Raw genomic sequence first — 12,548 nt, 5'->3', positions numbered from 1 at the left:
TTTTTAATGAGGGTAACTTTAAGCCGTTGTTATATTTTTGGCAGTACCACGACTTCAGTTTTTGCCCACACATCATGGAAACCACGCTTTTGGTTATCCAGTGGAACCGATAGGTTACTTAGACCAAACGCCGAAGTTGCAACGCGAATACAAGCCTGAGTGACACTGATGAGCGAACCATCGTTATTTTGTACTCGCAGTTTCCAAGCTCGCATCCCAATAGTCTGCCCAGCTCTTGTCCAGAAAAATACAAAAAATCCAATCCAAACCGTCGCTAAGTACAAGGTAAACAACACACTCCACAGCGGATGACGAGTGAGGTAATCACTAGCATCAATATATTGACCATAGTCCATCACACCCGCCGCCACTAGAGCTTCAAAGATGGCGACAACAAGCCCTGCGGCCATCATTTCAATCGCGATAATGATAAATGCATCATAAAGCCAAGCACTTAAACGTCGCATCAAACCCGCTTTAGGTAAGGTATTTTGTGAGTTCATTTTCCTGATATTCTAATAATTGTATTTTGAAATTCAGAATAGCCATTTGCCCGCTCCGTGCAAAGCAGTACAGTGTAAAAAAGTGCACTTCATGTTTAAAAAATACGCGAACGAATCATAATTACTATTTTTATCCTTGCGTGACGGGTTCGGTTACGTATAATGCGACACATACCTTCAAGGTATGCAGTGCCGGTGTGGTGAAATTGGTATACACGACGGATTCAAAATCCAAGGTGTGTATAGGATAAGTGTAACTAACCCACTGATAATATTATAAAATTATATCCAACATTATGTTGAAAATAGTTTTATAGTGTTTTATAGTTTAAAAAATGCCAGCGTGTTGGAATTGGTAGACAAAGGGGATTCAAAATCCCCCGCCTTCGGGCGTGGCGGTTCAAGTCCGCCCGCTGGTACCATATTCAAAAAAGCCCCTTACGAAAGTAAGGGGCTTTTTGTGTTTAAAGACAATGAGATTAATTTAGATTGAGTGCTTACTAGAGGAACTCTTTGTTTGGGTTTAGAAGGTAATAGACATAAACGTACTAGTGATGCTTATGCTGACACGTCTCTGAACATCATTCATGACCGTCGAGTATTTTATGGTCTAAATATCGAATCAGAGATTCTTTCCCATATTTAGATACAACATCTAGCTATAGGCACCTACACAGATTGGTCGCATTTCGAGCAGTTGATTTGATTCAAGGAACTGAGCTAAGGATCAATGATCAAGAGAGTTAACTATTTTTTCAGTTGTACTGATTATGACTTTTTTCGAGCAACATCAAATTCCGTGTCTCCTAGAATCAAGACTCTCTAAACGTTATCAGACCATTGTTATGGAGCATATGACTGTGAGTTAGACTAATGCCTCTAGAGCTAAATCATTCGAGCACCATACGCAATCTTGGGCTTCGACCCAAGACACATGGCGCTTAAAGTGCTCTGCTTGTTTCAATCTGTATATTTGGCTTTATCATTAATGACTTTTTCACTTCTCCTATCCAGATCCGTTAATCTCTCTTCTGGGTAGGAGAAGTCGTACTTAACCGCAAATAAATAGTCTCCGCCTTGATTAATGATGGTTTTGGCTATTTTAGTCTGACATACCATCACATTGATGCTCACGAGAGCACCACGTAAATCTAGCATCTTTAAAAGCGATGTTTGGCTTATGCACATAATGTACAAACTGTTAAATAAGGCGAGAATTTCTGAAGTTATCCCTAGATCTTAAAAAGCCTCCAATTAGGAGGCTAATTTCAATAAACCACTACAGTATACCCGAATTAAATTTACATCCAGTATTTACCTAATTAGAAAAATTATTACCGCTTACAGATAATGTTTCAAGATAAATTAGCTTATCAATGGCTTTGGGCAAATGAGTAAGTTGATTATCTGTTACATCCAATGTTTCAAGATTAGCCAAGATGCTAATTGATTCAGGCAAATGAGTAAGTTGATTATCTGTTACATCCAATGTTTCAAGATTAGCCAAGCTGCCAATTGATTCAGGTAAATGAGTAAGATTGTTATATCCTATATTCAATGTCTCAAGCTTAACTAGCTGATTCATAGATTCTGGTAACTGATTGATTTTATTGTTACTTAAATCTAGGTCTTTAAGCTTAACCAAGCTGCCAATTGATTCAGGTAAATGAGTAAAATTGTTATATCCTATATTTAATGCCTCAAGCTTAACTAGCTGATTCATGGATTCTGGTAACTGATTGATTTCATTATTACTTAAATCTAGGTCTTTAAGCTTAACCAAGCTGCCAATTGATTCAGGCAAATGAGTAAGATTGTTATATCCTATATTCAATGTTTCAAGATTGGCTAGCTTACCAATAGTTTTAGGTAACGTTGTTAAGTTATTGCCACTTAGATCTAAAAGCGTAAGGTTTTTAAGCTTACTAATTGATTTTGGTAAATAGTTAATTAGTTCACTAGTTTCAGATAAATCAAGATTCAATATGTTTTTTAATTTTGATTCATCTTCAGGTAGTTCAATATCATACTCAAACGCCCAACCATATAAATCTTGAAGACTTGAAAAATCATCAAATATAAATTCACTGAGACGGTCGCTACTATCAAATTTTCTTATTATATTAATAGAGCCATTTTCAAAAAAATCCCTTTCTATTCTTCTAATTGAATAAATGCCAAAAGAGTTTTCTTCATTGGGGTCACATATCCTATAACGAGTCTCAGTCTTGACATTACCATTTGGATAATATTCAACCTCTGTACGCTCTTTTCGATAAATATCTTGATTATCGTATAACTGCCCATCGTAAATTATCTTTTTTTCTAAACTGCCGTCATCTCTATAAGTGATGTCTAAACTTAATTTACTGAGAAAACCAGAGAATTCTTGATAAGAAATTATTACGCCTGATGCATTGTATTTGTAAACTTCATATGCATATCTATCATATATCTTGAGACCTTCATATTTATAAAATGGTACTATTTTATAAATTAAAGAACCTGAATGATCAAACACTTGCTTTTCATTATCTTTTATATGGATGTGCACCTGTCCATTATCGTGGTAATCGATATAATCATCATTACCTTTTCCAAAGTTATATTGAAATTCCGTCAGAAAGTCCTTCATGCATAGCCTCAATTGTTATTTTGCGAAATATAATCAAACCCCTTCATTGAATGTATTTTCAAGATCAAATATAGAAGGATACAAATAATATCGAAACTCATTTAATTACATAAATTTTTTGTTGTAAATATTTTAATTTATTAGTAAGTAAATGTTAAATCGCAAGCCAAGCGAGAGCTATTCCCTAAGATCACGCAAACACTAAAAAGCTTTGCTCAGACTTTTGTTCAAAGGTTTCATTAGTACTTTAAAGTAGTAGGTCATAACGGCGTTGTTAATGATATAGAACAAATTTGGAACTGGATGAAACAACATCATTTAGCGAATCAAGCTTTTGAATATTATAACGTGGTTGTTGATTAAGGTTTGCAGTACTTGAAACAGCTTTCTCAATAACACAAAAAATAGCGAAAGTGTGCACTAAAGCTTGATTAGCTGACCAATTAATTACTTTGAACTGTATAACTTCAAAATTCTGCCCCCCTTTAATTGTTAGTCCTTGATCTGCTGTTCTTGATGTTAGATTATGACAATAATTGTTAGTTTATTGTATACCCCATGTTCATTGCGGATTATTGCTCGGACACGATTTTTTTGGGGGGGATAAGTTGTACTCTCAAGTTCAAGGTTACTGAATAGCTAAAGCCATTGATTACTATGAGTCAAGAACAAGAGAGAGTCTGTGATACTCACAGGACAGAGCAAATCAACATGACGAAAAAGTCGGCCAGTTTGCTTTTTGCTCAACATTTGTGGGGCTTGATACTTATTCGAAGGCGGTTAGCTATGGATCTGGTGATAAAAGTAAAAACAGCGAACAAATTATGTTTACAGATTATTTTAAAGAAAAATATCAATGCCCTAAGTGCAGGCTTGATATTAGCAAAGAAGATAAGTTGAAGTTAATGTACAAAACCTCGATTACATGTCCTTTTTGTAAAAGCAATATAGGTATATGTAAAGGTTTATTTAGACCATTACTGCCATTTGAGCTTAGTTTCGTTATTTTATTTTACTTTACTTCAAATACATCTGAAATAAACACAATTATAGCTTTATTACTATTTGCATTATTAAGTTTCACCTTGGGTACAAAAATTGACACTTTATTATCAAGATTGACTATGGTTAACAATAAATAAAAGGAGAAGGTAAAAAATATCAATATAATAACACGATAAAATATCTACTTTTGAGTAATTTTTTCAATTAATAATATAGTTAAGGGTAATGTATGGGAAGTGAATGGGAAGAGATTTTTGGGGTTGGAAATAGTGGCGCAGATATGGTACATGGCGATTTTCGACATCAAGAACAGAAAAGGCTTGATGCTTATAGGGCGAAAAAAAGATATAGTTCATCGACTGACCAAGAATATATCGATAATGATACGAACAGTAATGAAGGCCATACCTATGATAAGTGGAGGGAACTAGGTTATCAGGTTAGAAGGGGGGAGAAAGCCGCTTACAAATACTATGGTAAATCTATTTTCACTAGAGATCAGGTAGAAGAGGCGTAAAGACTTCAGATGTACTGTGTTAAACTGTACGATTTATAGACATGATCTCACGGGGCATAATAATAAATTTTTGAAGTACCAAGGCAGAAGTGAGTCTGTATTAGGTTAACGCTTTGCCAGTTCCTAAATTGCTTTCACCACATAATCATATAGGTTGAGATCATTAGCCTAGCGGTCTTATTGCACGATCAGCACGATTATTATGATAGATAAATGGTGCCCAGGTAGCGGATAAATTAGGGGCATTAACCTACCGTATACTTGATTACTTTACCTGATTTACTCTGCCTTTAACCTTTTTAGTATCAATGATACTTACGCTGCCCCCCCCCTTGATATATATCAGTTGGAATATAGTTCTCGTTTAAGAGAAAACAACCATTTAATGCAATAACGTAGAAGCAAAGTGATCTAATTCATGCTTATTAAGGCCAACTGACTAGAGCTAGTGAAGCTCTTAATGGACATCTTACCTAAGGGGGTAACCCCATCATATTTCTAAGTTGCGATAACTTACCTTACATCTACTCTCACGATGTTTGGACTACAGAAAATGGTAGAAAGTTACATAAGTGCCAGAATAAAGTGATGGAGTATAAGGTGACAAAGGAATTTTTATCCCCTCAGTAAAATGTAAGCAAGCGCTAGTGGGTTTGTTTCTTTATTGTAAAGATTCTGGATCGCTTGGTTAATTCATGGTATTTATAACTATTATAACTATTATAACTATTATAAATTTATAACCTTACTATAAGGAAGCATTCTATTTCGGGCTGTGCTGACTAACAAAATGCTTGATTACCGCTAAATATAAAGTGCAACGGAATGCAATTCAGGTGCTTTTCGTTGCAAGTCGACTGCTTTAGAAAGCATTTTATGAAAAATTGGTTGCACTGTATGTTAGTAGTTCATGATTCTGAGTGCTATGATGTTGTGTGAAATATATGCAACTATGTTGACATGAATTTACTCATTCGATATTCTAAAGAAAATCGAGTACAGAAATATGAGTAAAAATAACTTCATAGATAAGCTAATTTCGACTAAAGAAACATTCATTTCAACTAGCAAAACTATTAAATATAGTAAGCAAGAATTAACCTACGATGAACTTAATGAATATGTAGAATATTCTCCCTCCTTACGACCTTGTTTTGTTGAAAATAAAGAAGTCCAAGGTAATAAACAAGTAGTGCCTGCTTTTGGCTACTTCTCAGAAGAAAAAAAGAAGATAATATTAGTTTCGTCTTTCTGTGACTTCCAAAAGTTTAAATCTAACAAATCAGATGATAAGTTCACTATTGTTTCGATATTGAACTCGGGTGACAACTGTTATCAGGCATTTACCTTGATGCATTTAATGAAAGAAACAGATGGTGTGAGTGAATATCAGAAAGCAATGTTTGTTGAGCATTCTGTTAAAAGTGGGAGAGCACAAAAGAAAATAGCAAAAGACTGGGGGGTTCATCCTAGCTATATTTCAAAGTTAATGAGGTTTACAAAAATAAATGAAGTTATTTTTAATAAAATAATTCCTGATATGCTTACTCATGATGATGTGGATCATATTCATGCATTACAGAAATTAGAAATAAAAAACTCAAAAAAATATAATAATATAATTGCAGGTCTAGAAGAGTTAGAAAATTGCAATTTAGAGACTCAGCATGTTAATACTATAAAGTTTATAGTCAAGATGATGTTTGAGTATAAATCCGCCTCCTCAGAAACTTACTTATACCGTAAAGATAATAAATATATCTTACTGAAGAAGAAGGGTAGTTCTAAACTAGAAATTTACTTTTACCATATAGATGGGGAGCTGCTAAACACTTTAATCAATGATATGACGCAAACGGCAAAATCTTATTACGACACAACCCAGAGAGTTGATTAGCAGTCTGGTATCAATAAACACACGTTAAATGATACCAGTTAAAAATCAACATAATTGGTATCAACAAACTAGATTTGCAATTTATGATACCTAAACTATAATGATACTAAGTTTTTTGATACCAATAGGTGATTTATGGGAAGAGTATTTGCGTACTGCCGAGTTTCTACTACTGAGCAAACAACAGAAAACCAAGTATTAGCTATCCAGAATGCTGGATACGATATTTTATCATCGCGTATTATCTCTGAGACTATATCAGGTAGTACTAAAGCTTGTGATAGAGAACAGTTTTCCAATTTGCTCAATCACAAGCTAGAAGCAGGGGATACATTAGTCGTGCTGAAACTTGATCGCTTGGGGCGTGACAATATTGATGTCCAACAAACTATTCAGATGCTAAGCGATTCCTATATTAAAGTTGTTTGTCTTGATCTGCCTGTTGCTGATTTATCTTCATCGGAAGGTAAGCTCATGCTGCAAATGTTTTCTGCTTTTGCTGAATTTGAACGCAACCGAATTCGTGAGCGAACTCAGGAAGGCTTAGCCAGAGCTAAAGCTGAAGGCAAGAAGTTAGGTAGGCCAATAGCTATTGAAACAACTAAACGGGTCCAGGAGTGCAAAATGAATGGGTTATCACAGGGAAAGACTGCTGCTGAACTGGCCTTAGGCATTGCGACAGTGAAGAGGCACTGGAATAAGTGTGCATAGCCTTAAGGCTATTTCTCATTGTGTATATGTTTTGTGTTGAATACATTCACTTTCGCGAATTCATTTAACGTATCGCTAATGAGCCTTGATTAAGTCACACATACGCATAGGCAACAATCAATTCGAAAGTCGAGCAACAAGAACAGTCCTATCGTATGTGTGAACTTTGCTCTTACTTCCCCTTTAATTATTAGATCTACCCCTAGTCTTGAAGTTGGTAGAGTTCTGATATACCGATCTCTAAATATCGACACAAGGCTTCAATAACATCAAGGTCAACCCGAGTGGCCGTTTCGTTATACATGCGGGTGATAGTACCTCTGTTTATCCCTGTGTCTCGTGCAACGTCAGATATCTTCAATCGCTTCTCACCCATGATTCTAGATAGGTTACATTTAAGCAAAATTACTTCCTTTATATCTTTATTATCTACAGAAGAGCAAAAAAACTTGCAAAAGCAATTTTCTATTACTATATTTAATCTATAGGAGGTTATTATTGTTTTTTGAGAGATAAATTGTAGCCTTAATAATACATCTAGATAAGGTTTTGTAAAAGGTGTTGTCCTCGATAAGGTTAACACTATCAAAACCTGATACTTACGGGTAAGAGGGAAGCTTATGGAGTTTAGTAAAGAGAGTATCCATTGTACGAGCACTTGCTTAGATATAATGGACCACGCCAACTTTGAAATCGCATCACTTGAATGGATTCATGCTATGCATGAAGATTTAAGTGATATGGTAATGAGTCGTAGTGATCATGTTGATCCCTATGCTCTATCTTGGTTTATGGTTTCTATTCTAGAGCAAGCCAGAATGACAAACCACAAGCCAACCGAAACAGAATTGCTATGTAAGATAGAAGACAAAATACAATCGCTGTGTACCCCTCGCCTTCCATTCTAGGCTGTATCAAAGATAGATCACGATGGTTTTGCTGATACCATCGTGATTTGTTTATTGTGACGTCCCATAGACAGGGGCTAACTCTGGTAGTTTGCCTAGTGCATCCCTTGAGCCTGCAAAAGCCTCCTGTGCCACGCAGACGAACCACCCACGGATGCTCTATCCAACTCTTTTTGATATCGTTTACAGAATAGTTGTGCTTATTTCTGGATAATTCATGCAATTTTTCTCTCTGAAAGAGTCTGTTTTGTATGTCTCAAGGTAAAACTCATAATAACCACTCATCAATAGCTTCGTTTGTATGGTCAGTCGCTGATCTTCTACGTGGTGATTTTAAGCAATCAGAATACGGACGTATAGCGAACATTGTATTCCGATAGAAGGGAATAGGATGCTTTTTTTGTGAGTAGAACGGAAAGTTACTTTATGGATTTAAGAGCAACAAAATGGAAGCTCCACGCCTAATAGGTAAGTGATAGAAAGCTAAGATAGATACTTTTGTTTGGTTTTTGAGTTTTTAAAAGCGGTTGAGGGAGGGGGGGAACTCAGAATTGCCCCAAAGTTTCCAAATCTTTCCATTGTTTATGGATGAACTTAACGTAGATATTAAGGCGTATGGTGATGGCCTTTACAATTATCATTTACCCAATTAACAAAATCGTAAACTTACCAAGCAACCTTACGCATAATTGATACTCATCACGGTTAATGGATGCTTATACAGTATAATGCGTCCATATTGAGATTGGTAATTTCGCTAAAGCAATTCTAGAGTACCTGAAATATTTACTCGAGATATGTACAACACGGCTATTAGCGCAATGACTCACCACATAAAGCCGAAATACCACAAGTTAGATGGTTTGGACTTGGCAATGATTTAACTATCTTACTGGAATATAAGTGCGATTAGGGGGTAATCAGATGGGTTTCTTTAGCAATATATTTAAAGAGAAAGTATCAACTTTTGAGTTTGGCAAAAAAGCGCATGAGTTGGTTGATTTAGTGCTGGATGCTTATTTTGATGATTCGTTTTGCTTACTACCTGATCCAAATGAAACTGGCAATCATACACTCGTGCAAGGGATGTTAGATCAAGCATTCTTAACTGGCCACATCACTGATATTCAAAACAACAAAACTAACTCACTTAGACATTTGGCGTTTAATGTTGATGAGCGTTTCACTTACTTATTTTCGATGGTTTTGATTACTGAACAGTTCCTGCAGAGAGCTTTGCCAAAAATGGAGCATGATAAAGCTATAAAGCTTATTAAAGCGCGTGAAGAAATCGAAGGGCTTGCTCAACAGGTGCGTGATTTCCGTGATGGTAAAATTGTATTTCTGAGAGATATCAACTGAGAATAATTACAAGTAGCATTAGTGCAACTTGTTCTAACTGTTCAAGTTGCACCCGACCCAAGTGAATTGTGACAAGGAATGCCTTTTGGGAAATTTTAGACGAAAATCTGCAACAAAATAGCTAAAGGAAATCAAAAGTCAAAAATTTTGGTGGCATCGTTTATGATCTTTGCCTGAAATACGCAAGCCCCCAACATTTTTCGAGCAAGTATAGAGTTATTTTGTATCATTTCATAATCGGAGCATTTTTACTATTTGGTCTTGATGCAGTGCTAGACGGACAAGGAACTCCTGAAATTCAAGTTGAGCGGATAACAATAAAAAATAAGTCGGCTATTCTAGATGAATTGGATTTACTGAATATTAATGAAAGAACTGTATTTCCAAATATTGAGAACTCGACCAAATACGTTGCCAGCAAGTACAAATTTAACAAGTAAATCCAGGTGAAGCCTACGGCGCACCTGATTTAGGCGTTATATTTTAGCGAAAATTAGTCATATATCAGTCATCTTAAATAAAAGGAAGCAGACTTGAAACACGTCATAAATGGGTTGGGAATTGTATTATTACTTCTTAGTTTTTCATTGAAAGCTGGTAATGTCTCAGAACACTTTGTAAACAAAGCCATAATTGGCACTCATGACTTTACTCTTCAGTGGTTAGATAATTCCAGAGTGGGTAATCGTGGGAAAATAGAATTTAGCCGTTTAGGTGACGGAATTGTAGCAAAAGGCTATCAAGAAGAACGAGTTGATAATGAATTAAACTTTATGAAGTTCAGTGGCAATGTAGTCGTGATTAGCCAGCGTGAATTACGAATAACAGGGGATTTAGTCACGCGAATTCACCATATTAATGGTGGTGAAGTTCTTTATCGTACAGGCACATTTGTTTTTAAAGCTCATGGGAAACGTCAATATTGGCGGTTACAGAATCATAGAAAGCATGAAGTCATTGACTATGTAGATATTCATTTTATAAAATAGGGTTTATAATCATAGGGTTGCGGGAAATAAAATATAACAAAGTGTTTAAGACAGACCAAAAACGCATGCCGATTTCGCTCTGCAAAGTGTATCGCATTGGTTTTTGGCTACTTAATACGGCGTTACTTTCTCATATCTCAGCTAACCCGTTATATCCTAATTTAGTAATACAACTGACAAAGCTTTGTCCAGAGACGTGTTGGCGCTAGTGGATTTAAGTAAGTAGTATCGATAAATTAATAAGTTATCTTGGGATTGGAACATCAAAGCAATGCGATTTTTTACTAAAAATAGAAGCTCAAAAAAACGTATTATAGAAGAGTGGGTATACGACCTTGTCGCAGATGAACTTGAGATAGGTGAGATCAGAAAAGGCTTATGGACTAAAGCAAAAGCTTTGTCTGAAGGAAATATGGACAAGTGCGAGAGCATATACATTCAGTTGCGAGCGACATCTATTGTTGATGAAGCTAAAGTTGCCCATGAAGTTAAAGTTGCTTATGAAGCAGCTAATCCCACACCGACAACTCAGGTAAACAAGGAGCACCTGCAATTCAATGTTGGGGATTCAGTATTTTATATTGGACATCAAGACCTTGGAATTGGAGTGATACTTGAGAACGAAGGAAAAACGGCATTGGTAAATTTTCCTCATGCCGTTCCAACTAGAGTTCATAAAGACAGCCTACGTTTAAAGAAATAAACCTTCGAAGACAGTGTTTAGCCTTGCAATAGTGAGCTAGAGTTAAATGAATACGATACTAAAGATAATTCGTACTTTTCAAATTTAGGGATTCATATAACCCAGCGTCTCGGTTTCTGCTATCCACATCCCCATGAGTTCTTTCTGACCATCGGTGTTAATGTCTAGTGAGGAGGATCTACTTATTGATAATACGTTTTTCTTGGTAGATATTGGTCACAATACATCGAGATAAACAATGGGGTAAATGGCATCAAGTGGCCTAGTTTACCGCTCGACTATCTCTTTTATCACCGCATTTGTCACTCGCAATACGAGGCTAGGTGATATCTCTGCGCCATACTCATCTATGTCGGCATTGAGAGCACCCTCATTCAGCATTTGGCTGAACTCAGTTAAGTCTTCAGGTATTTTAATTCCTTTAATGGCTTCCTTAGCTAAAGTTTTAAGCTCTTTCTTATTTATACTGCTTATCCTTAGCCTTTAAGGCTTAGTTTAGGCAATTATATAGAATTAAGAACAGTCTCCATTTTTTTACTTCATATTATTATCAGGTAGCATTGTATGATTAATTCAAAATAACCATTATAAATAACGCCTTGTTCGAATAGTTGCTATATATCCATTGTTTTTCTTGTCATTAGTATTAAATAAATATTTAAGTGAAGATAATAGTTTGTTTTCTTCAAACTCATTAAGACTACTAGCATATAGTGAAGATAGATCATAATATTGTAGATCTATCATAATTCCTGCTCCACTATCTGTTTCTGATATACCAGCATATACATTGTTTATTGTATAGTTGTAATAAAAGCTTAGTTTCTTTGGAAAAAAAATATAATCAGATAGTCCTATTTCACTAAGAATGTTGTTTATATTACTGTTACTTAGACTGATTATTAAAAATTCTTGCTCTAAACCTAGTACATCAGAACTATCATCAGCTATAACAATCGACTCTTTATCAATAAATATTGTTCGGTATTTACATTTTTCAATAATGTAATACTGAACACCGCTTTTACCTAGGTTATCATATGAGTAATGCATTACACCTCTAGACAAGCCATTACTACAGTCGTCGTTTTTAAGTGGTAAACCTGATCTTTGAAATCCGTCAATTGAGGTTATTTTTTTTAAAGCGATCGATAAGTCATTATTTTTAGCTTCAGAGTATATTGGATATAATGAATAGAATAAAATAAAAACAAAGCTAATAGTTAGACTGTACTTTTTAGCGATATTTGAAATAGTCATATGTAAATATTCATATTGATATATATAATACTAATTATATATCAATATAAAATTAGTA

11 protein-coding genes, 1 tRNA gene and 2 pseudogenes are annotated in these 12,548 nt (G+C 35.2%); 9 read left to right on the top strand and 5 right to left on the bottom strand.

The genetic code is table 11. From position 1 onward, the window contains the following. Nucleotides 1-29: 29 nt before the first annotated feature. The gene (locus QV280_RS11100; protein WP_152819406.1) at nucleotides 30-503 is read right to left on the bottom strand and encodes an RDD family protein; all 474 of its coding nucleotides are present in this window, start codon (nucleotides 501-503) and stop codon (nucleotides 30-32) included. 337 nt (nucleotides 504-840) lie between these two features. Between QV280_RS11100 and QV280_RS11095 the strand changes: the two genes are divergently transcribed. Next, a tRNA-Leu gene (locus tag QV280_RS11095) sits at nucleotides 841-925 on the top strand. 342 nt (nucleotides 926-1,267) lie between these two features. After that, nucleotides 1,268-1,444, top strand: a pseudogene (locus QV280_RS11090) (IS4-like element ISPpr4 family transposase); the annotation flags it as partial. Between the two features lie 109 nt (nucleotides 1,445-1,553). Here the strand turns inward: QV280_RS11090 and QV280_RS11085 are convergent. Then, nucleotides 1,554-1,670: pseudogene (locus QV280_RS11085) on the bottom strand (ISAs1 family transposase); the annotation flags it as partial. A gap of 151 nt (nucleotides 1,671-1,821) precedes the next feature. Next, nucleotides 1,822-3,138 carry a leucine-rich repeat domain-containing protein gene (locus QV280_RS11080; RefSeq protein ID WP_021712376.1) on the bottom strand — a complete coding sequence of 439 codons (1,317 nt, stop codon included), beginning with the start codon at nucleotides 3,136-3,138 and terminating at the stop codon, nucleotides 1,822-1,824. A gap of 1,234 nt (nucleotides 3,139-4,372) precedes the next feature. Here QV280_RS11080 and QV280_RS11075 point away from each other — a divergent pair. From QV280_RS11075 to QV280_RS11065, 3 genes are all read left to right on the top strand, one after another. Beyond that, complete coding sequence (locus tag QV280_RS11075; protein WP_021712374.1) at nucleotides 4,373-4,660, top strand: hypothetical protein; 288 nt, start codon at nucleotides 4,373-4,375, stop codon at nucleotides 4,658-4,660. 1,006 nt (nucleotides 4,661-5,666) lie between these two features. Continuing rightward, a complete protein-coding gene (locus tag QV280_RS11070) occupies nucleotides 5,667-6,557 on the top strand; it encodes a hypothetical protein (RefSeq protein ID WP_021712373.1) in 891 nt (296 codons plus the stop codon). 135 nt (nucleotides 6,558-6,692) lie between these two features. Next, on the top strand, nucleotides 6,693-7,268 hold the full coding sequence (locus QV280_RS11065) for a recombinase family protein (protein WP_021712372.1): 576 nt from the start codon (nucleotides 6,693-6,695) through the stop codon (nucleotides 7,266-7,268). A gap of 202 nt (nucleotides 7,269-7,470) precedes the next feature. Here QV280_RS11065 and QV280_RS11060 read toward each other — a convergent pair whose 3' ends face one another. Next, nucleotides 7,471-7,671: a helix-turn-helix domain-containing protein gene (locus tag QV280_RS11060; protein ID WP_021712371.1), complete on the bottom strand. Its 201-nt coding sequence runs from the start codon at nucleotides 7,669-7,671 to the stop codon at nucleotides 7,471-7,473. 217 nt (nucleotides 7,672-7,888) lie between these two features. On the opposite strand from QV280_RS11060, the gene QV280_RS11055 reads away from it, so the two are divergent. The 4 genes from QV280_RS11055 to QV280_RS11040 all read left to right on the top strand — a co-directional run bounded on the left by QV280_RS11055 (nucleotide 7,889) and on the right by QV280_RS11040 (nucleotide 11,230). Next, the gene (locus tag QV280_RS11055) at nucleotides 7,889-8,176 is read left to right on the top strand and encodes a hypothetical protein (RefSeq protein ID WP_021712370.1); all 288 of its coding nucleotides are present in this window, start codon (nucleotides 7,889-7,891) and stop codon (nucleotides 8,174-8,176) included. A gap of 924 nt (nucleotides 8,177-9,100) precedes the next feature. Beyond that, nucleotides 9,101-9,538: a hypothetical protein gene (locus tag QV280_RS11050; RefSeq protein ID WP_021712369.1), complete on the top strand. Its 438-nt coding sequence runs from the start codon at nucleotides 9,101-9,103 to the stop codon at nucleotides 9,536-9,538. Nucleotides 9,539-10,071: 533 nt separating this feature from the next. Further along, nucleotides 10,072-10,527: a hypothetical protein gene (locus QV280_RS11045; RefSeq protein ID WP_021712367.1), complete on the top strand. Its 456-nt coding sequence runs from the start codon at nucleotides 10,072-10,074 to the stop codon at nucleotides 10,525-10,527. 271 nt (nucleotides 10,528-10,798) lie between these two features. Continuing rightward, nucleotides 10,799-11,230 carry a hypothetical protein gene (locus QV280_RS11040; protein WP_021712366.1) on the top strand — a complete coding sequence of 144 codons (432 nt, stop codon included), beginning with the start codon at nucleotides 10,799-10,801 and terminating at the stop codon, nucleotides 11,228-11,230. Between the two features lie 585 nt (nucleotides 11,231-11,815). Here QV280_RS11040 and QV280_RS11035 read toward each other — a convergent pair. Continuing rightward, a complete protein-coding gene (locus QV280_RS11035) occupies nucleotides 11,816-12,490 on the bottom strand; it encodes a hypothetical protein (RefSeq protein WP_021712365.1) in 675 nt (224 codons plus the stop codon). Nucleotides 12,491-12,548: the final 58 nt, after the last annotated feature.

The organism is Vibrio sp. B1Z05 (genome assembly GCF_052955985.1).
Note: the sequence above shows the minus strand (reverse complement) of the source record. Positions and strands in the feature narration are given on the sequence as shown.

Bases quoted from the DNA above. Each gene is read 5' to 3' on its own strand.
- QV280_RS11100 (WP_152819406.1), bottom strand. From the start codon at position 503: ATGAACTCACAAAATACCTTACCTAAAGCGGGTTTGATGCGACGTTTA.
- QV280_RS11080 (WP_021712376.1), bottom strand. From the start codon at position 3,138: ATGAAGGACTTTCTGACGGAATTTCAATATAACTTTGGAAAAGGTAAT.
- QV280_RS11075 (WP_021712374.1), top strand. From the start codon at position 4,373: ATGGGAAGTGAATGGGAAGAGATTTTTGGGGTTGGAAATAGTGGCGCA.
- QV280_RS11070 (WP_021712373.1), top strand. From the start codon at position 5,667: ATGAGTAAAAATAACTTCATAGATAAGCTAATTTCGACTAAAGAAACA.
- QV280_RS11065 (WP_021712372.1), top strand. From the start codon at position 6,693: ATGGGAAGAGTATTTGCGTACTGCCGAGTTTCTACTACTGAGCAAACA.
- QV280_RS11055 (WP_021712370.1), top strand. From the start codon at position 7,889: ATGGAGTTTAGTAAAGAGAGTATCCATTGTACGAGCACTTGCTTAGAT.
- QV280_RS11050 (WP_021712369.1), top strand. From the start codon at position 9,101: ATGGGTTTCTTTAGCAATATATTTAAAGAGAAAGTATCAACTTTTGAG.
- QV280_RS11040 (WP_021712366.1), top strand. From the start codon at position 10,799: ATGCGATTTTTTACTAAAAATAGAAGCTCAAAAAAACGTATTATAGAA.
- QV280_RS11035 (WP_021712365.1), bottom strand. From the start codon at position 12,490: ATGACTATTTCAAATATCGCTAAAAAGTACAGTCTAACTATTAGCTTT.